The sequence below is a fragment of the Frankia sp. CgMI4 genome, from assembly GCF_001756285.1.
In the GTDB taxonomy this organism is placed as follows: Bacteria; Actinomycetota; Actinomycetes; order Frankiales; family Frankiaceae; genus Frankia; species Frankia casuarinae.
The window spans coordinates 1-19,610 of sequence record NZ_MAQZ01000068.1 but is presented as its reverse complement, the minus strand read 5'-3'; the positions used below and the strand labels follow the sequence as shown (position 1 = coordinate 19,610).

Below are 19,610 nucleotides of genomic sequence, written 5' to 3'. Positions count from 1 at the left end.
CACGAAATCCGCCCCCACTAGGGTATTTGGTAAGGATCGTCCAATTACCAAGGGGCTGATTGCGGTGACGAGCGCGGACCGACACGACCCAGAGGTCGGGCAGTGGTGGAAGAGCCTTGCGGAGGAACGCAGCCCGGTCGACCTCAGGACCGACCAGCCGCACGCGGCCCGGATGTACGACTACTTCCTGGGTGGCAAGGACAACTTCCCCGTTGATCGGGAGGCGGCCGAGCAGGCACGGGCCGCCTTCCCGGGCGCCAGCATCGCCGCGGTGGAGAACCGGGCGTTCCTGCGCCGGGCGACCCGGTTCCTGGCCACCGAGGTCGGGATCCGCCAGTTCCTCGACATCGGCACCGGCATCCCCACGTCCCCGAACCTGCACGAGATCGCCCAGGGCATCGCCCCCGACGCCCGGATCGTCTACACCGACAACGACCCGATCGTGCTCGCCCACGCCCGGGCCCTGCTCGCCAGCACTCCCGAGGGCCGCACCGCCTACCTCGACGCGGATCTGCGCGACCCGGAGCGCATTCTGGCCGCCCCGGAACTGCGCGACACCCTCGACCTGACTCAGCCGGTCGCCCTGTCCATGATCGCGAWCTTCCATTTCATCCCCGACGCGGATGACCCCTACGGCATCCTCGGCCGGCTGCTGGCGGCCCTGCCGTCGGGCAGTTATCTGGCGCTCACCCACGCCACCGCCGACGTCAACCCCGGCATGGAGCAGCTCTTCATCACGTACCGCTCCCGGGGCATCCCCGGGCAGCAGCGCACCCGGGCCGAAGTGGAACGGTTCTTCGCCGACCTGGAGCTCATCGATCCCGGGGTGGAGATGGTCCATCGGTGGCGGCCGGAGGAGCCCGCCGCCGAGGGCGAGGGGCCGACCGATGCCGAGGTCAGTGTCTACGGCGGCGTCGCCCGCCTCGGGTAGCCATCTCGGGTAACCGCCGGCTCTCACCGGTTGTGCGGCCGCCAGCCGCTGCGGGCCCCGGGCCGGGGGCGGTGCGCTCACGCGGGCGGGTTCACCCGGGTGCGCCGGACGGCTCGAACGGGCCCGCAACGGGCCCGCCCGCACCCGCGCACCCTCCCGGCACCATGCCGAACCGGTCCGGGCGACGACCATGGACGGTATCGTCGGCACCGTGAGTATCGTCGGCACCGTGAGCACCGTACGGGTCTTCCTCCTGGACGATCATGAGATCGTCCGGCGTGGCATCCGCGAGATGCTCTCCGAGAACGGTGACATCGAGGTTGTCGGAGAGGCGTCCACCGCGGCGGAGGCACTGCGCCGGATCCCGGCGACGAGGCCGGACGTGGCCGTGCTCGACGCCCGCCTCGAGGACGGCAACGGTATCGACGTCTGCCGGGATCTGCGCTCGGCGCACCCCGAGATCGGCTGCCTGATCCTCACCTCCTACGACGACGATGACGCCCTGTTCGCCGCCATCATGGCCGGGGCCGCCGGCTACCTGCTCAAGCAGATCAGGGGCACGGACCTGGTCGGCGCCATCCGGACAATCGCCGCGGGCCGTTCCCTGCTCGACCCGGCCGTCACCCAGCGGGTCCTCACCCGGTTGCGGGAGGGCCCGGCCGAGGACCGCAAGCTTGCCACCCTCGGCGAGCGGGAACGCCAGATCCTCGTCCTCATCGCGGAGGGGCTGACCAACCGGCAGATCGCCGGGCGGATCCACCTGTCCGAGAAGACGGTGAAGAACTACGTCTCGGCCATCCTGGAGAAGCTGGAGCTGTCCAGCCGCACCCAGGCCGCCGTGTACGCCACCCGCATCGAGAAGTGACGGCGCCCGGAGACGCGACGGCACCGCGCGGGGATGGTCGCGCCGGACCCGCCGAGCGACGTCAGTCGAGGTGGGCGAGGACCGTCTGCAGGGCCTCGGCGACCGGGACGGCGGTGCGTACCACCGTCGCCGACGGCCAGGGGTCGGCACGGGCCGCCATCGCCCGGTGGATGGCCATCGTCGCCTCCGACGGGTCGGTGCCCGCGGCGGCGCGGCGCCCGATCCGGGCGGCCGCCACCTCCGGTGCCGTCACGCAGTGCAGCTCCACCAGGTCGGCGCAGACGCTTGCGGCGAGCTCGGCGGYGGCCCGGCGGTGACGCGCGCTCGACCAGGATGCGTCCAGCACCACCCGTTCCCCGCGGGCGAGAGCCGCCTCGGCGCGGCGCAGCATCTCGGCGTACGTCGCGTCGGTGATCTCGGGGGCGTAGCGCCCGGTGCCGAACCGCGGGTCGGAGGTCGCGGGGTCGCCGTCCGCGGGGTCGGAGGTCGCGGGGTCGGAGGTCGCGGCCGCGCCGGTACCGGCGTCGCGGCGGGCCCCGGTTCTCGTGGCGGTGCCGCTGGCGTTGCGCAGGGCACTGGCATACCCGCCGGCGGTGGTGTCCGCGGCCGGCCCGCCCTCACGCAGGGGCATCCCGGTCAGCTCCTGGCGGATCACGTCGGAGCGCAGCAGCACCCAGCCGTCACCGACCCCGGCCAGCCGGCCGGCCAGGGTCGTCTTGCCCGTCYCGGGCAGCCCGCCGACCACGACGAGCTGGACCCGGCCAGCCCGCAGATGACGGTGGGCGACGGCCAGCAGCCGGCGGGCCTCCTCGGCCGCGTCGGGATCACCCTGCCCGCCCCGGATACAGGTCACCTTCGCCCGGACGAACGCCCGGTAGGCGACGTAGAGATGCTGCAACGACCGCGGGTGCACCTCGCCGCTGAACTCCCGGTAGGCGTCGAGGAACTCGGCGGCCTCCTCCGGCGCGCCGAGGCGTTCCAGATCCATCGCCAGGAACGCGACGTCGCCGAGGACGTCACCGAAGCGCAGCCGCGKGTCGAACTCGATGCAGTCGAGGATACGGGGTCCGTCGCCGAGGCAGTAGATGTCGTCGGCGAGCAGGTCGCCGTGCCCGTCGCGGATCCACCCGGCGCGCACCCGATCGCCGAGCAGGGTCTCCCRGCCGGCCAGGTAGCGCAGCGCCAGTTCGCCGATCTCGTCGACCACCGCCGCGTCCAGTAGGGTGCCGCGGTAGGGGGAGATGCCTTCCAGGCCCTCCCGCCACAGCCCCTCCAGGGTCGCCCGCTGCCCCGCCACCGCGATCTCCGGTGAGGTCTCGCACCGCTGGTGGAACACCGCCAGCGCCCGGGCGACCGTGCGCAGTGCCGGGCCGACCCGGCTGCGCCGGCGCACGAGGGTGGACAGCCGCCGGCTCGCCGGCATCCGCCGCATCACGACCAGGTGGTCGATCACCTCACCGGTGTCGTCGAGGAGATCGGCGACACCCAGGTAGACGTCGGGGGCCAGCCGGCGGTTGAGCGCGACCTCCGACCGGCAGACCGACTCCCGGGTGCGGCGGTCGGTGAAGTCGAGGAAGCCCAGGTTCACCGGCTTCTTGCGCTTGTACACGCGATCGGCGGCCAGGTGCAGCGTGGCGCTGTGCGTCTCGTAGGTCTCGAACGTCTCCAGCTCGGACAGGTACAGGGCGCGCAGCCGGGGCTGGGCCGGGGTTGAGGCGGGGGACGGCGGGTTCGTCGGGGACAACATCCCTCCGGCCGCGTGATGGTCGTCCGCCCCGGTGGAGGGCGTCGCATCCCGCACGTACTGGATKGTCATGGCCCCTCCAGGGGGTCGCGTGGCAGGTCTGGCGGGTCGGGACACGGCGGTCGACGCTCGTCGCACCGCGTCGGACGGTCGGACGGGTGACGMCGGCGGTGTGGACAGATGAACGCCGACGTCCGATGGCTCCGAACATCATCGTCGCCGCCGGCGAGCATCCTCGCGACCGCCAGAGGTTGCCTACCCGGGGGCCCTTCGGACCATTCGTGGTGGACGTCCGACCCGACCCGGGCCGCACCCGCCAGCGGGTCACCGGCCCGGTCTAGCCGGCCAGCTCGGAAACCCCGGTCACCGCACCCCCGCCCGGTACCGGCCCGGTCTAGCCGRCCAGCTCGGGAACCCCGGTCACCGCGGCCAGCTCGGCCAGCGTGTCCGCGAYGCTGCGGTGATGGATCGCCGTCCAGCCGCGCCGGCGCGCTGCCTCACAGTTCGCGGCGGCGTCGTCGATGAGGACGCAGCCCGGGCCGGGCTGGCCGAACGTGCGTTCGGCGAGGTCGTAGATGGCCGGGTCGGGCTTGCCGATCCCGATCTCATGGGAGTTGATGATTGACTCGAAGACCGACCAGTCGGGCAGCAGCGCGCGGCGCAGCGGCTCCCACTCGGCCACGCTGTTGGTCAGCAGTCCCACCCGCAGGCCGGCGGCGCGGGCGCGCAGCAGCCCGTCGACCATCACCGACTCCAGGGTACGACCGGCATACCAATGGTCCCCGAACCGGGACAGGTCAATGCGCGGCGGGTGGGCTGGCCCGAGGGCGTCCGTGACGAGGATCCCCCAGTCGTGCTGGCTGACCACGCCCCGTTCGAGGGGGCCCAACGTGCGCAGGCCCCACGTCGCCGCCACCTGGTCGAACGCCCGGCGCAGCTCGTGGGCGGGTACGCCCACGGCGGCGACCAGGTCGCGGAACGCCACAGCGATCGACGACGTCAGCACTCCGCCGAAATCGCACCAGATCGCCCACGGCACCACGCCGGCGGCCCGGGGCGCGGCCTCCCCCACGGGCGCGGTCTCCCCCACGGGGGCGGGACGTCCCGCGGGCAGCGGTTCGGTCATGTCGGCTCGTCGGCGACGGCGAGGTCGTCGGCGTCGTCATCGATCTCGTCGACGCGCTGCCCACTGACCGGGTCGAACAGGTGCAGTCGGCGCGCGGGGACCCGGACCCGTAGCGGGGTGCCGACGTCCGGGACGCCGGCCTGGGCCGGGACGGTCACCGCCCACCGGGCCGGGCCGACCTCGTCCGGGCCGGCGTCCCACTCGCCGGTCTCCCCCGCCGCGGCGGCCCCGCTCACGCAGTGGACGACGACCACGTCCCCGGTGAACTCGACCACGTCGACCAGCCCCTCCATGACCAGGCCGGCACCGGCCAGGCCCGCACCGGCCAGGCCGCCCGCTGCCGCGGCCCGATCGGGCCCGGCCTCGATGACGCCGTCCCCCGGCCGCCAGCCGAGCCAGGCCCGGGGCAGCGTCAGCGGTCCGGCCAGGCGCGCGGACAGCCCCGGTGCCGCGAGCGCCCCACCGCCGTTCGTCACCTCGACCAGGTGCAGGTTCATCGCCGGACTGCCGACGAACGCGGCGACGAAGACATCGGCCGGCCGGCGGTAGACCTGCTCGGGCGTGYCGGCCTGCGCCACCCGTCCGCCGTTCATGACCACCAGATGGGTGCCCATGGACAGCGCCTCGAGCTGATCGTGGGTGACGAGAACGACGGTGTTGCCCAGCTCGCGGTGCAGGCGCACGAGTTCGGCCCGGGCCTGCTGGCGTAGCTGGGCGTCGAGCGCGGAGAGGGGCTCGTCGAGCAGGAGCACACTCGGGCGGCGCACGATCGCGCGGGCGAGGCCGACACGCTGGCGCTCACCACCGGAGAGCTGCCCAGGTCGGCGGTGTCGCAGGTCGGCGAGCCCCAGCAGGACGCAGGCCTCGGTGACCCGGCGGGAGATCTCGCCACGGCTCGGGCCCGCCCCGCCCGCCCCCCGGCGCAGAAGTCCGAGGCGGCCGCGGTTGTGCTTCGCCTCGAGCCGCAGGCTGAAGGCGATGTTCTGCTCGACGGTGAGATGTGGGTAGAGCGCGAAGTCCTGGAAGACCATCGAGACCCCGCGCGCGCCCGGTGGCGTCGCCGTGACGTCCACCCCGTTGATCGTCAACCGGCCTTCGTCGGGGGTCTCCAGCCCGGTGATGACCCGCAGCGCGGTCGACTTCCCGCATCCCGACGGCCCGACGATCACCGTGAAGGACCGGTGCGGCAGATGCAGGTYGGCGACGTCGAGCGCGGGCCGCCCGGTGCCGCCGTACCGGCGCATGATCCCACGGAAGTGCACCCCCCCGCTGGGGGCGGGGAGCTCCGGCGGTGGGGCCTCGCCGAGGATCGGCCGGCTGGTCACGGTGGTGTCGGTCATCCGGTGCTCATCTCAGGCCAGCTTGGAGGAAAGCGTCGGTGATGCGGCGGGAGGCGAAGAGATAGACGATGGTCACCGGGATCGAGGCGAGCATGGCCCCGGCGAGCAACGGGCCGTACTCCGGGCCCTCCTGGGTCTCGAACATCTGCAGGCCCGGCTGGATGGTCGTCGTGTCCCGGTGGGGCGCGACGAGGGTGGGCCAGAGATACTCGTTCCACGTCGTGATGAACACGACGACGGCCACCGCCGCGAGCGCGGGGCGCAGCAGCGGCAGGACGATGTGGCRCAGCGTCTCGGCGTGGCTGGCGCCATCGAGGGTCGCGGCGCCGAGCAGGGTCGGCGGGATGCCGCGGATGTGCTCGCGCAGCAGCAGCACCGCCAGCGAGCAGGTGGCCAGCTGCGGCACGATCAGCCCGGCGAAGGTGTTGCGCCAGCCCAGCCGGGAGACCAGCAGGAACTGTGGGATCATCAGGGCCTGCGGCGGGACGACGAGGGCGATGACCACCAGCGCGGAGACGAGCCGCTGCCCGGCGTGGGAGAAACGGACGAACGACCAGGCGGCGAGTACCCCGGCGACGAGGTGCAGGATGGTCACGCCCGTCGCCATGACGAAGGTGTTCAGCAGCAGTCGGCCGATGGGGAACCCGTCGATGGCGTTGCGGTAGTTGCTCAGGCTGGCCGGGATGGGCAGCGGGTTGGCGCCGTAGATGTCCGCGGGCGGCTTGAACGAGGTGGTCAGCGCCCACAGCATCGGGAAGAGCATCGCGACGACCGCCACGGCGAGTACCACGTGCCGGCCGGCGGCGCGGGTGGCCTGGACATCAGAGCGCGGCACGGCGCCTCCTGGTCAGCGCGGTCAGCGGGGCGGCGAGGGCGGCCGCGAGCCGGGTGGTCGGCCGGTCCCGGCCCGGGGCGCCGAACGTGCCGGCGACGCGGCGGGCCAGCGTCGACAGGCCGAACAGGGCGCACAGGACCACCACGATCGTCAGCGCCGCCGCCGCGCCCGTCCCGGCGTCGAAGTAGGTGAACGCGTAGGTGTACAGACGGTAGTAGACGTTGTCGGTGGTGTTGTCGGGGCCGCCCTGGGTGAGCACGGCGATGTTGGTGAACGTCCACTRCCCGGCGAACACCGCGCACAGGAACGACAGCAGGATCGTGGTGCYACGCAGTTGGGGGACCACGAGACGGCGGGTGATCTCCCATTCGGTGGCGCCGTCGACGCGGGCGGCGTCGAGGCAGCGCCGGTCGATCGCGGCCAGTGCCGCGCCGTAGAGCAGCATGTTGAGCGCGACGAACCGGGCCGCGGTGACGAGCGAGATGGCGGCGAGGGCGGTCGAGGGATCACCGAGCCAGTCCCGCTCGCCCAGGCCCAGCCCGCCGGTGACGACGTTGACGATCCCGCCGAGCGGGTCGAGGACGAACCGCCAGGACAGCGCGTTCGCGACAGGGGCGAGCATCACCGGCAGGAACAGCAGGGCCCGGTAGATGTCGCTGGTCCGACCGGGCCGCTTCCACAACATGATCGCCAGCGCCATCGGGACGACCGTCGCGAAGGGCAACATCACCAGGACGTAGAGGCCGGTGCGGCTCAGCGCCCGGGGGAACTCTTCGCCCTCGAACAGGCCGCGGAAGTTGGCAAGCCCCACGAAGTCCTGGTCGGGTTTGATCAGGTCCCAGTTCGTCAGGCTCAGGTACGCCTCGAAGAGCAGCGGCCCGTAGACGAAGACCGCCAGCGACACCAGTACCGGCGTCTGGTAGAGCCACGGCACGGCGCGGCGTGCCACCGTGGCCGGGAGGACCCCGCGCGGGCGTGCCGCGCGGGGCCGGGTGCCGATCATCAGGAGGAGAGTGCGCGGATCTTCYCGGCGGCCTTGCTCAGGGTCGCCTGGGGATCGGCCCCGCGCAGGACGATCGGTTCGACGGCCTCGTCCTGCAGCACGAMGACGGCCTGGTTGGCCTTCGCCCCGCGGAACGAGGTGTAGGGGGTGACGGTGTCGAGCTGGTCGAGGGCCGGTTCCAGCAGCTTCACGATCGGGGTGCCGGCGAGCTTCGTCGCCACGCTCTGTCGCAGCGGCAGGTAACCGATCTTCGAGGTGATGATCTCGAAGCCCTCGTCGGAGGTGAGGAACTTGATGAACTCCCAGGCGGCGCGCTGCTTGGCCGGGTCCTTGGCCAGCACCGCGAGCCCGGCGCCGGAGTAGGTCGGGCGGGCGGGTTTGGTGCCGAAGGACGGCAGACCCGCGGTGCGCAGCTCGAACTTGCCCGCCGCCGCCTTCTGGGCGCTGGCGAGCAGCGCCGTGCTGGTGACGAACATGCCGAGGTCACCCTTGGTGAACGCGGCCAGGGCCGCTTCGGCCTTGACTCCGGGCTGGGCACCCGAGGCGGTCAGGTCGGCGATCGTGGCCAGAGCCTCGACGGCCGGCTGCTTGTCGAGGGTGACGCCGCCGTTCTTGTCCACCAGCGAGCCGCCGTTGGAGTTGACGACCGACTGGGTCAGGTAGTCCGACTTCCCGCTGTCGACGACGCTGATGTAGACGCCCTGCTTACCGGTCGCCTTGATCTTCAAAGCGGCGGCCTTGACGTCGGCGAGGGTCGTCGGCGGGTGTTGCGGGTCCAGGCCGGCGGCGCGGAACAGGTCGGCGTTGTAGTACATGACCGGGATCGACATCGTGAACGGCATCGCCGCGACGACGCCGTTGGTGGAGACGGCCGACAGGATGCTCTTCGAGATGCCGGCGGTGGCCGACTCCCACTCGCTGCCGGCGACCTTCTGGACCGGGGTGATAGGCAGGGCGTCGACCGCCTCGGCCATCTTGCTCCAGCCGATCTGGGCGACGTCGGGCGGATCACCGGCGGCGGTGTCGGTGCGCAGCCGGGTGAGGACGTCCTTCACCGCGACGCCCTGCGGCTTGACCGTGATCTTCGGGTGCGCCTTGGCGAAGGCGTCGAGCAGTGCCTGGGTTCCCGTACCACCGAGACCCGGGGTGCCGTAGTTGTAGGACAGGAAGGTGATGGTCGCCGGGGTGTCACCTTGCGGTGTCGCGGCCGGGGTACCGGAGGCGGTGTCGCCGTCCGAGCCGCAGGCCGCCACGGCGAGCAGGCCGACCGCGGCGGACAACGCCGTGACGACCAGCCGGGCCCGGTGCCGCCGCGGACGGCGGCCCGGGCGTTCCTGTCCTGCGTCCCGTTCTTGTCCTGCGTCCCGTTCATGTCCAGCAGCATCGTCGTGCCGGGAAACGGCTGTCACACCAGTCGCCTTTCACGCGTCGGAGCGATTGCGTCACCCGAGGGGTGATCGCGTCCCGGGAACAGGTCGCAGCCCGGGAACAGGGTGCCCCCCAAGGGGGGCAGGACGTCGGCGGAGGTCATGCGACGTCGAACTTGCGGGCCGGGGCGGCCAGGTGCACCGGCCCGTCGAACACCCGCTCGGCCTCGGCGCGCCGCGCGGCCAGCCACTCGGGGTCGTCGGTGACGAAGTGGGTGAGYACGAGCTGACCCACCCCGGCGAGCCGGGCCGCCTCGGCCGCGTCGAGGGCGCTGAGGTGGCCGTGGTCGCTGTCGTCGGTCAGCTCGAGGGTGGCCTCGGCGAGAAAGAGATCGACGCCGCGGGCGAGGTCGACGAGGGCGTCGGTCACTCCGGTGTCGCCGGTGTAGGCGAGGCTGGCGTCCGCCGTCTCGATGCGGATCCCGCAGTTCGGTACCGCGTGGCGCAGCCCGTGCAGGCTGACCAGGCAGTCGCCGATCTTGAAGGTCTCCCCCGGGTCGTACTCGCGGACGTCGAAGGCGACCTCGAACGCCTTGTCCAGCAACGGGATCGTCGCGACCGGAAATAGTCCGRCCAATGTCCGGAAGGTGTCCAGGCCGCCCCGTGGAAGGTAAAGCGGAATCGGTTCGCTGCGCGTCGGAATGTCGCGTGCCGGCAGCGTCGGGAATCGCATGGGATACCGGGTCCGGCTGGCCAGCAATGCCTTCCCCACCGGCAGGAGATCATAGCAGTGATCGGAATGCAGATGACTGATCACAATACCGTCGAGCACCGCGGGATGCCCCAGCGCGCTCAGCGCCGTCGCGGCGCCGGGGCCGCAGTCCAGCAGCATCTTCGTCTCCGCGGTGCAGACGAGGTAGCTGGAGCTGCACTGACCGCCGGTCGGCATTCCCGACCGGCAGCCCAGGACGGTCAACCGCATACGTTCATCCGTTCATCTTGATGTTCCGCTCTTGGTGTTCCGTTGGGAACATTCCGTTGGGAACATGTGGAACATTCGGCGCCGGGGTGCGCGAGGATTTCCGCTGTCATCCGCGATGCTGCTGGGTGGCGCCGTCGCCGGCAATACGGAACTTTCGAACGGACGATTGCCCCAGCCAATCGTCATCTACACGCGCCGCCGTCGCCGAACGGCCCGTGACGAAGAACATCGGGTCGGTCCGGCGGCGGGGGCCCGAAGGTGCCGGGGGGTGCGGGCTCAACCACCGGAAGCCGGCTGCCCGTCGTGGGCGAGGACCGGCACCTGCGGCGCGGCAGGCGCGGGGACGGCGTCCTCCCCGAAGGGACCCGCGTTGTCCAAGCTGCGCAGGAACGCCTCGACGACGGGCGGCGGGTCGGGGTGCCAGACCACCTGCACCCCGACGGTGGGCACCGGCTCGACGAGCCGCACGGCCGCCAGGCCCTTGCCGGGCACGAAACCACTGCGGACGGACGAGGCGAATCCCACGACCGACTTCGTCGTGACGATGATCCCCGTGGCACCCGAGTCGTCGACCTCGTCGGCGACCGTCAGGCTGATGCCCGCCCGGCCGGCCGCGGCGAGGATCGCGTCGTGCATGGCGGGGCTCTGTTCCCGCCGGAACAACACACACCGTTGACGCGCGAGCTCCCGGAACGACGCCTGCTGGCGGTCGGCCCACGGATGGTGGTGGCCGACGATGGCGACCAGCGGCAGGGTGAGAATCCGTCGCGACTGCAGCCCGACGGCCGGCGCCCCGCCGAACACGAGCGCCACGTCCACCTTGCGGTCGTGCAGGGCGGCGAGCGTCGGTCCGCTGCGGGCCTCCCAGAGAACCGTGGAGATGCCAGGGTAGTCGGCGCCCAACCGGACGAGGGTCGGCTGGAGCACCCGCTGCCCGGCGGGGAAGTTGAAGCCGATGGTCAGCACGCCCACGCGGCCCGAGGCCGCCTCCCGGGCCGCCGACACGGCCCGGCGCGCGGTGTCGAGGACCCGCCGGGCCTCGACCTCGAACGCGCGGCCGGCCGCGGTGAGCCGCACCTCGTGGGAGGTCCGGCTAACCAGTTCGACACCGACCTCCCGTTCGAGGCGCTGGAGCTGCTGACTCAGCGACGGCTGGGCCAGGTGCAGCCGGGCCGCCGCCCGCCCGAAGTGCAGTTCCTCGGCGATTGCGAGGAACGAGACGAGATAGCGGAACTCCATGCGGGTCTCCACGGCACCTCCCCGCAGAAAAATATCGTTCCGGAATACCGGCGGCGAAATATAAAAAAAACGGACGGTGAAATTCCCGTGTTGATTGGCCGCCCAGCCGATCATGGATGATGGCCGCGGATCATCGCCAGCGGGCTGGGGCCATGGGTTACCGGCCCACCGGGCCCGCCGGACCCACCGATCTTTTGTTGATCATGATAGCCGAGTGGGCGTCAACACCGTTGATTATCTTGCTCGGGGTGAGGGAGGACCGGCCGGGCACCAGACGACTGGCTCGGAATCGAACCGCCCGCGGCGGACTCTCCCCCGCCCGCCGCGGACCGCGTCACCGCCGGGGACGGGGACGCCGGCACCCCCGCGGGCGACCTCCTAGACCGCTGGTCCGGCTGCCCGAGAAGGTCTGCTGCCATGGGATGAGCGTGYGGCCCGCCGGGTTCATCGCGGTTTCACGGCAGTTTCAGGTGCCGGGTCCGTCCCGGCAATCGCCGGGGCGCCGCGTCTGGCAGCCTGGCGGTGTGTGGTCACCGTGGGGCGGGCTGCGCTCCATGGGCCGCTCCATGGGCCGGTCCGTGGAGCGGTCCGTGGGCCGGCTCGTCGACTCCACCCCGCCGTCCCGGGCGCGCGACGTCGACTTCCTGCGCCTGGCGAGCGTCTGTGTCGTGGTGCTGTGGCACTGGGCCCTGTCCATCGACCACTTTCGCGGGGGCGTCCTCGTGATGCCCAATCCGATCGCGCGGATACCGTTCGCCTGGCTCGCGACCTGGCTGCTCCAGGTGATGCCGGTGTTCTTCGTCATCGGTGGCTTCGCCCACCTGGCGGCCTGGGACGCGGCCGGTCGCGCCACGGGGTCCCCGCGCGATGATCCCGCGCGTCCCTGGGGCCCGCGGGCACGGCGCTTCCTGCGGGGGCGGCTGCGCCGCCTGTTGCCCCCGATGGCGGTGTTCGCCGTCGTCTGGGCGGCGGTCGACGCCGTCCTGCTGCTCGCGGTCCCCGACTACCCGGGTCTGCTGCGCTATGGACGGGCCGTGCTGGTGCCGCTGTGGTTTCTCGCGGCGTACCTGGGGGTCATCCTGGTCGTGCCGGTGACCGCGGCGGTCCATCGGCGGTTCGGCCGCCGGTTCATCCTGCTGTTGGGCGCGGTCGTGGCGCTCGTCGACCTGGCGCGGTTCGGCACCGGCAGCACGGTGTTCGGCTATGTCAACACCGGTCTCGTCTGGGTTTTCGCCCACCAGCTCGGGTATTTCTGGCGGGACGGCGTCCTGCGCGGGCCGCGGCGGGCGCTGCTGACGGCGCTCTGCGGGCTGGCGGGGCTGGCCCTGGTGACGACGCTCGACGAGTATCCGCGATCGATGGTCGCCACCGAGGRAGCCAGACGCGGCAACATGTTCCCGACGACCGCTGCGATCGCCGTGCTCGCCGTCTTCCAGCTCGGTCTGATCCTGCTCGCCGCACCCGCCCTGAACCGGATGCTGGCCCGGCGCCGGCCGTGGACGGCGGTCGTCACGGGCAACGCCGTGATCATGACCGTGTTCCTGTGGCACATGACGGCCCTGCTGCTCGCGATGGTCACGATGCGGGCGGTCGGGCTGCCGATGCCCGACGAACCGACCGCGACCTGGTGGGCCGGGCGACCGCTGTGGGTGATCCTGCCCGCGCTCTTCCTGGCGCCGTTGATCGTCCTGTTCGCGCCGGTGGAGCGCGGGGCCGCGGCCCCGCGTGGACCGGCGCGCACCGGGCCGGACGACTGAAAACCTGGGTTAGCCAGTATTAACCAGGCGGGCACCGGCTGTCCCGGAAGGCGGTAATGTGCCGACCGTGTCCTTCAGCCTCGAAAAACCGCCGCCAGCAGGATCGCGCCGGGAGCGTATCCTCGCCGCCGCGGCCCGGTTGATGGCCGAGCGCGGGTACCACGGGGTGAGCATCAACGACATTGGCCGGGCCGCGGGCGTCTCCGGGCCGGCGTTGTACAAGCATTTCCCGAGTAAGCAGGCGATCCTCGGCGAACTGCTGATCGGCATCAGTGAACGCCTGCTCGCCGAGGGCACCCGTCGCGCGGCCGCGGCGCCCAGTCCGGACGGCACGCCCAGTCCGGACGGCACGCCCAGTCCGGACGGCACGCTGGACGCGCTCGTGCGCTGRCACGTCTCCTTCGCTCTCGACTCACCCGAACTGATCCGTATTCATGATCGCGACCTGACCAGTATGAACCCGGCCGACGCGCGCACCGTGCGCCGGCTGCAACGCGGCTACGTCGAGCTCTGGGTCGCCCAGCTGCGCGCCCGCAGCCCCGAACTCGCCGAGGGCACCGCCCGCGCCGCCGTCCACGCCACCTTCGGCCTGCTGAACTCCACCCCCTACAGCGCGGTGACGATGAGTCGGCCGCAGCTGGCGGACCTGCTGCACCGGCTCGGCCTGGCCGCCCTGCTCGCCGCGGGAGCGCGGCGCCCGGCACCCGGGCCGGCCGCCACCCGCTGATGATCTTTCGCGGGGTGCCGGCGGTGTTCTCGCGAGCCTCGTGACCTACAGACCCAGTTCGCGCGCGATCAGCATCTTCTGGACCTCGCTGGTGCCCTCGCCGATCTCCAGGATCTTGGCGTCCCGCCAGTGCCGGGCGACCGGGTATTCGTTCATGAACCCGTAGCCGCCGTGGATCTGCGTGGCCTCGCGGGCATTCGTCACCGCCGCCTCCGAGGAGAACAGCTTCGCCATCGCCGCCTCCTTCTTGACGGGCAGGCCGGCGAGCATCCGGGAGGCCGCGTCGTAGTAGGCGGCACGGGCCACGTACGTCCGCGCCTCCATCTCGGCAATCTTGAAGGCGATTGCCTGGTTGCGGCCGATCGGCGCGCCGAATGCCTCCCGCTGCTTCGCGTATTTCACGCTCTCGTCCACGCAGGCCTGCGCCAGCCCGACGGCCAGCGCGGAAATCGCGATCCGGCCCTCGTCCAGGATCTGCAGGAAGTTMGCAAAGCCGCGGCCGCGCGCACCGAGCAGATTCTCCGCGGGCACCCGCACGTCGTCGAAGGTCAGCGGATGGGTGTCGGAGGCATGCCAGCCGACCTTCGAATAGGCCGGACCGGCGGTGAAGCCGGGGGTGGGCACCGGCACCAGGACGGACGAGATCTCCTTGTGTCCGGCCGGGGTCCGCCCCGTGACAGCGGTGACGGTGACGAGCCGGGTGATGTCGGTACCCGAGTTGGTGATGAAGGCCTTCGAGCCGTTGATAATCCAGTCGCCGCCGTCGAGCCGGGCGGTGGTGCGGGTGCCGCCAGCGTCGCTGCCCGCGTCTGGTTCGGTCAGCCCGAACGCGGCCAACGCCCGCCCGCTGGCGAGCGACGGCAGCCACTCCTCCCGCTGCGCCGGCGTGCCGAACCGGTAGATCGGCATCGCGCCGAGGCCAACCCCGGCCTCCAGCGTGATCGCCACCGCTGAGTCGACCCGGGCCAGCTCCTCGATGGCCAGGCAGAGGGCGAAGAAGTCGGCGCCCTGCCCGCCGTACTCCGCCGGGAACGGCAGACCGAACAGGCCCATGTCGGCCATCTGCGCGACGACCTCGTACGGGAACGTCTTCTCCTCGTCGTGCCGCGCCGCCCCGGGGGCGACCACCTCGCGGGCGAACGCCTCCACGGCCTTGCGCAGGGCTTCCTGCTCCTCGCTGAGCCGGGTGTCAGGCATCGCTGTCCTCCCCGTCGTGGAAGCGGCACCCGCTACCAGGGCGTTCAGGGCCACCAGGGCATTCAGGCCAGGATCCGGCGCCGGCGGGCCTCCGAGACCGATTCCCCGCGCCGAGCGACCCCGAGCTTGGTGTAGATGCTCTTGAGATACCACTTGACGGTGTTGATGGTCAGACCGAGGTTACGCGCGATTTCCTTGTTCGACAGTCCGCGGTCCAGCAGACGGAGGATGTCGATCTCGCGGGCGTTGAGCGGCTCTTCGGGAGCGGGGTTCCGCTCGGCCGGGCGATCGATGATGGGGATCGCCGCCCGTTCCGCGTCCGCGTGGGCCGTGGCGAGCAGCTTGGACAGGTAGTCGGAGGGCACGGTGGGCAACTCCACCGGCCACCGGCGGCACCGGCTCGCGTCCCGCAGCTCGCCAATGATCTTCAGGAGTTCMGGGCCGGCGTCGGTAACGGTGCGCACCAGACCGCAGCGGGCCCCGGCGACGACGGCGGGCACGAGGGTGCGCAGCGCGGTGTCGGTGTCGCCGGTCAGCGAGTGCACCACCGCGAGGTCGATACGCGTGGCCGTTTCGGCGTACCGCCAGGCCACGGAGCTGCTCTCCTGGTGCATCTGGGACAGCAGCCGCAGGGCACCGTCGTAGTCGGCCTGGGCGGCCATGACCCGCGCGCGCATCGCGAGCTGGTAGTGGCGGGTGGCCATGGCGATGCCGTCGCCGCCGCGGGCGACGTCGTCGCTTTGGCGGGCGAGCACGTTCTGGGCGCGCCCGAGGTCCCCACGGGCCAGGTGCAGCCGCAGGCGTTCGTGATCGACGGCGGCCGACAACCGAGGCAGGACGAGCTGGCTCGCCGCCTCGCTGCCCTCGTCGAGCAGGTGCCAGACGTCCTCGATCTCACCGCGCAGGGTCTTGATGCGGGCCAGCGTGGAGTAGGTGGCGATCATGAGATCGGCGACGCCGCTTTCGGCACCGAGCTCGTGGCACTCCTCCAGCAGCCGCTCGGCGGCGTCGATGTCGCCCCGCTCGTAGTACAGCCGGCCCAGCAGCGCGCCGGCCAGCCGGGCGGCGTGCGAGCGCGGCCCGGCGGCTTCGCGGGCGAGGGCCACGGCTTCCCGGTACAGGCGTTCGGCGGTCACCAGGTCAAGCTGGGCGAACGCCGCGAGTCCGGCGAAGCAGCGCCCGTACACGCCGGCGAAAGGCCCGCGGGTGGTGTCGTGGAAGGCATTGGCCCACCGCTGCCGCGCCTGCGCGGTGTCGTAGGCGAAGGTGTGGATGTCGACGAAGGTCCGGATGTTGGACGACACTGCGACCAGCCACGGCCGGTAGCCGGAGTTCTTCGCAATGTAGGGGGCGATCAGGTCAGCGGCGCGGTAGATCCGGTCACCATAGACGTCGATGCAGGCCTGGACGACATCGGCCTCGCCGAGGATGTCCTTACCGGTGTCGCTGGTGTCGTCGGGTGTCAGGGCGGCACGCACGTGGTCGAGCGCGACCTGCGCGGGCTGCGCCCGTTGYAGCAGACAGTTGGCCCAGGCGATCGCGATCTGCAGCCGCGACCGGCCGGGCAGCAGCGCCGACGGCAACTTGTTGACCAGGCTGAGCAGGACGGCCATCCGGCTGTGCTCCACCAGGTGCATGGCCTGCCGCTCCACCAGGTCCACCGCCCCGGCGTCGTTACCGGCGGCCAGGGCATGGGTGACCGCCTCACCGAGCAGACCGTGATCAGCGAACCAGGCCGACGCGGTCCGGTGCAGGGTCACCACCCGATCCGCATGATCACGCTCCAGGCGGCGGCGCAGGTAACCCACGAACAGATGGTGGTAGCGAAACCACTCCCGATTGTCGTCGAGCGGCCGCAGGAACAAGTCCCGCCGTTCCAGCTCCTCCAACAGCGCCTGCCCCCGCCGCTGCCCACTCACCGCCGCCGCCAGATCACCGCAGAGCCGATCACAGACGGAAGTCGTGAGCAGGAAGTCGAGCAGATCCGCGGGCAGCGCATCGAACACGTTCTCGGCGAGATAGTCACCCAGGGAGTGATGCCGCCCGGAGAAACCGCGGATCAACGCCGACGGGTCGGCGCTGTCACGCAGCGACAGGGTCGCCAGCTGCAACGCGGCGACCCAGCCATCGGTACTCGACCACAGCCGATGCACGTCCGTGCTGTCGAGATCCAACTCGTTGAGCTCAAGCAGGAAGGCCGCGGATTCCCGATGGTCGAACCGCAGCTGCGTGGCGTCGATCTCCGTCACCTGGTTACGCACCTTCAACCGGCCCACGGCCGGCGACCGGGTCCGGCTGGTGACGATCAGATGCAGGTTGGCCGGACCCGCTTCCAGCAGGAACTCCAACGCGGCAACAGCCTGCGGGGCGTCGATGAGATGCCAGTCGTCGAGCACGATCGCCAATGGCCGCCGATGCTCGGCAAGCTGGTTGACCAGCTCGGTGAGCACATACCGCTGCGCGTCGTCGGAATGCCCCTCCAGCACCTCGACCAGGTCACCGCCCAGGGTCGGTTCGACCCGGCGCACCGCTTCGATGAGATGGCTGAGGAACCACACCGCGTCGTTGTCGTCCCGGTCGAGGCTCAGCCACGCCACCGGCACCCCCTCGGCGCGCAGCACCCGCTGCCACTGCACCGCCAGCGTKGTCTTCCCGAACCCGGCCGGCGCGTGGATCAAAGCCAGCCGCCGGGCCCGGCCATCTCGCAACACGTCGAGAAGCCGGTCCCGGCCGACCAGCTGGGTGTCATAGGTGGGTGCCTGAAACTTCGTGGACACGGCCAGCGTGGGACGTGCCTTGGTGTCCATCCAGCTCGCCTCGCTTCCGAGGGCTCCCCGCCCGGCTCCCYTGCCACGCGTTCGTGACGATACTCACACACCCTCGGGCTGATTTTCGCACTGGCCGCCCAGGCCGCAACACTTTGGGCGTCACCAAYCGGGCCAGCCGGCCCGCAGCGCCTTCTTGTCCAGCTTGCCGTACACGGTGGTCGGCAGGGCCTCGACGACCCGCACGGCCTTGGGCTGCTTGTACCGGGCAAGCTCGACCCGACAGTGCGCCAGCAGCTTGGCCTCGTCGAACGCACCGGTATCATCGGGCACGACGAACGCCACGACCGCCTCACCCCAGTCCGGATGCGGCACCCCGACGACCGCGACCTGCCCAACCCCAGGACAGGCCGCCGCCGCGTTCTCCACCTCCGTGCTGTACACGTTCATCCCACCGGTGATGATCATATCGTTCTTGCGGTCCAGCAGATAGACGTACCCCTCGGCATCCATCCGCCCGATATCCCCAGTATGCAACCACCCGTCCCGCAGCGCCTTGGCGGTCTGCTCGGGCCGGCCCCGATACCCCACCATCGTGTACGGCGTGGCGGCGACGATCTCCCCGACCTGACCGCGGGGCAGCTCCCGGCCAGCCTCGTCGACCACCCTGACCGTGGCCATGACGACCGGCTGACCACAGCTGGCCAGCCGATGCTCCCCGTCAGGATCAAGACGATGATCCTCACGGCGAAGACGGGTGATGAAGTTCGGCGCCTCCGACTGCCCGTACAGCTGCATGAACACCGGGCCGAGCACCTCCAGGCCCTGCTCCAGCCGCTCCCGGGTGATCGGCGCGGCACCGTACAGGATGGTCCGCAGCGAGCTGAGGTCCAACGCGCGGCCCGCCGCCCGGTCAAGCACCCGGTAGATCATGGTAGGCACCATGAACGTGAAGGTCACCCGGTCGGCGGTGATCCGCTCAAGCACCAGCTCCGGGTCGAACCTGGTCTCCAGGAAGTGCCGGGCCCCCTTGAGCATCCCGGCCTGCAGCAGGAAACCCGCGCTGTGCGGCAGCGGCGACATCAACAGCAGCACCTCGTCGTCGAGCAGCCCCATCTCCATCACGTGCGAGAACAGATTGAGCGCGAGATTCCGCTGGGTGTGCATCACCCCTTTGGGCAGACCGGTCGTACCCCCGGTATAGACGATCAACCCCGGGTCGGTGGGTGTCGGGTCGACCTCCGGCACGGTGGTCGGCTGCCCGGCCAGCGCGTCGTGCCACGCCACCACCCCGCCCGGGCAGTCGTCCGGGTCGGCGACGGCGATGACCGTCTCCAACAGGGGCGGCGCGGAGTGCAGCGCAGCCGGGAGCATCCCCGCATCGGCGAGGACGACCCGGGCCTCGCTGTCCCGCAGAATGTAGTCGATCTCGCTGGCCGACAGCATGTCGTTGAGCGCCACCTTGACCGCGCCACACCGCAGGATCGCCTGATCCGCGACGATGTACTCGGGCCGGTTGGACATCATCAACGCCACCGACACCCCCGGCCCCACCCCCGCCGCACGCAGCCGGTGCGCGAGCTGGTTCGCCGCGGCCACGATCTCGCCGTACCCGTAGGTCCGCCCCTGATAGTGCAGGGCGGGACGCGCACCGAACCGGTCCAACGCGTCGACGAACACCGCCTTCAGGGTCAGGTCACTTTTCCCGGTGAGATCACTCATCGCACACGCT

At 71.2% G+C, this 19,610-nt stretch carries 15 protein-coding genes; 4 read left to right on the top strand and 11 right to left on the bottom strand.

Annotated elements, in window-relative coordinates:
* Positions 1–64 precede the first annotated feature (64 nt).
* Both Manayef4_RS11075 and Manayef4_RS11070 read left to right on the top strand, forming a co-directional pair.
* The gene (locus tag Manayef4_RS11075) at positions 65–931 is read left to right on the top strand and encodes an SAM-dependent methyltransferase (protein WP_070131524.1); all 867 of its coding nucleotides are present in this window, start codon (positions 65–67) and stop codon (positions 929–931) included.
* A gap of 229 nt (positions 932–1,160) precedes the next feature.
* Positions 1,161–1,796: a response regulator transcription factor gene (locus Manayef4_RS11070; protein WP_035733062.1), complete on the top strand. Its 636-nt coding sequence runs from the start codon at positions 1,161–1,163 to the stop codon at positions 1,794–1,796.
* A 61-nt stretch (positions 1,797–1,857) separates the two neighbouring features.
* On the opposite strand, the gene Manayef4_RS11065 is transcribed toward Manayef4_RS11070, so the two are convergent.
* The 8 genes from Manayef4_RS11065 to Manayef4_RS11030 all read right to left on the bottom strand — a co-directional run bounded on the left by Manayef4_RS11065 (position 1,858) and on the right by Manayef4_RS11030 (position 11,432).
* Positions 1,858–3,612 (bottom strand): AAA family ATPase, encoded by a 1,755-nt coding sequence (locus Manayef4_RS11065; protein WP_070131523.1) that lies wholly within the window; start codon positions 3,610–3,612, stop codon positions 1,858–1,860.
* Positions 3,613–3,934: 322 nt separating this feature from the next.
* Positions 3,935–4,666 carry an HAD-IA family hydrolase gene (locus tag Manayef4_RS11060; RefSeq protein WP_254665584.1) on the bottom strand — a complete coding sequence of 244 codons (732 nt, stop codon included), beginning with the start codon at positions 4,664–4,666 and terminating at the stop codon, positions 3,935–3,937.
* Positions 4,663–6,006, bottom strand: a complete 1,344-nt coding sequence (locus tag Manayef4_RS11055) for an ABC transporter ATP-binding protein (RefSeq protein WP_070131522.1) — start codon at positions 6,004–6,006, stop codon at positions 4,663–4,665. Before Manayef4_RS11055 ends, Manayef4_RS11060 begins: the two co-directional genes overlap by 4 nt.
* Positions 6,007–6,013: 7 nt before the next feature.
* Positions 6,014–6,841 carry a carbohydrate ABC transporter permease gene (locus Manayef4_RS11050; RefSeq protein WP_070131521.1) on the bottom strand — a complete coding sequence of 276 codons (828 nt, stop codon included), beginning with the start codon at positions 6,839–6,841 and terminating at the stop codon, positions 6,014–6,016.
* Positions 6,828–7,844, bottom strand: coding sequence for a sugar ABC transporter permease (locus Manayef4_RS11045; protein ID WP_254665583.1), 1,017 nt, complete (start codon positions 7,842–7,844; stop codon positions 6,828–6,830). The genes Manayef4_RS11050 and Manayef4_RS11045 overlap by 14 nt, the downstream gene beginning before the upstream one ends.
* Positions 7,844–9,253 (bottom strand): ABC transporter substrate-binding protein, encoded by a 1,410-nt coding sequence (locus tag Manayef4_RS11040; RefSeq protein ID WP_083282398.1) that lies wholly within the window; start codon positions 9,251–9,253, stop codon positions 7,844–7,846. Before Manayef4_RS11040 ends, Manayef4_RS11045 begins: the two co-directional genes overlap by 1 nt.
* Positions 9,254–9,371: 118 nt before the next feature.
* Entirely contained in the window at positions 9,372–10,193 is an 822-nt protein-coding gene (locus Manayef4_RS11035) for an MBL fold metallo-hydrolase (protein ID WP_070131520.1), read from the bottom strand.
* Between the two features lie 276 nt (positions 10,194–10,469).
* Positions 10,470–11,432 carry a LysR family transcriptional regulator gene (locus Manayef4_RS11030; RefSeq protein ID WP_011436664.1) on the bottom strand — a complete coding sequence of 321 codons (963 nt, stop codon included), beginning with the start codon at positions 11,430–11,432 and terminating at the stop codon, positions 10,470–10,472.
* 578 nt (positions 11,433–12,010) lie between these two features.
* Between Manayef4_RS11030 and Manayef4_RS11025 the strand changes: the two genes are divergently transcribed.
* Both Manayef4_RS11025 and Manayef4_RS11020 read left to right on the top strand, forming a co-directional pair.
* A complete protein-coding gene (locus Manayef4_RS11025; RefSeq protein ID WP_175443364.1) occupies positions 12,011–13,189 on the top strand; it encodes an acyltransferase family protein in 1,179 nt (392 codons plus the stop codon).
* Positions 13,190–13,247: 58 nt separating this feature from the next.
* Positions 13,248–13,916 carry a TetR/AcrR family transcriptional regulator gene (locus tag Manayef4_RS11020; RefSeq protein ID WP_083282396.1) on the top strand — a complete coding sequence of 223 codons (669 nt, stop codon included), beginning with the start codon at positions 13,248–13,250 and terminating at the stop codon, positions 13,914–13,916.
* Between the two features lie 45 nt (positions 13,917–13,961).
* Here Manayef4_RS11020 and Manayef4_RS11015 read toward each other — a convergent pair whose 3' ends face one another.
* The 3 genes from Manayef4_RS11015 to Manayef4_RS11005 all read right to left on the bottom strand — a co-directional run.
* The gene (locus Manayef4_RS11015) at positions 13,962–15,113 is read right to left on the bottom strand and encodes an acyl-CoA dehydrogenase family protein (RefSeq protein WP_011436661.1); all 1,152 of its coding nucleotides are present in this window, start codon (positions 15,111–15,113) and stop codon (positions 13,962–13,964) included.
* Positions 15,114–15,175: 62 nt separating this feature from the next.
* The gene (locus tag Manayef4_RS11010) at positions 15,176–17,920 is read right to left on the bottom strand and encodes a LuxR C-terminal-related transcriptional regulator (RefSeq protein ID WP_011436660.1); all 2,745 of its coding nucleotides are present in this window, start codon (positions 17,918–17,920) and stop codon (positions 15,176–15,178) included.
* A gap of 120 nt (positions 17,921–18,040) precedes the next feature.
* Positions 18,041–19,610, bottom strand: a 1,570-nt coding sequence (locus Manayef4_RS11005; protein WP_254665582.1) for an AMP-binding protein, incomplete at its 5' end; no start/stop codon positions are given.

Bases quoted from the DNA above. Each gene is read 5' to 3' on its own strand.
- Manayef4_RS11030 (WP_011436664.1), bottom strand. From the start codon at position 11,432: ATGGAGTTCCGCTATCTCGTCTCGTTCCTCGCAATCGCCGAGGAACTG.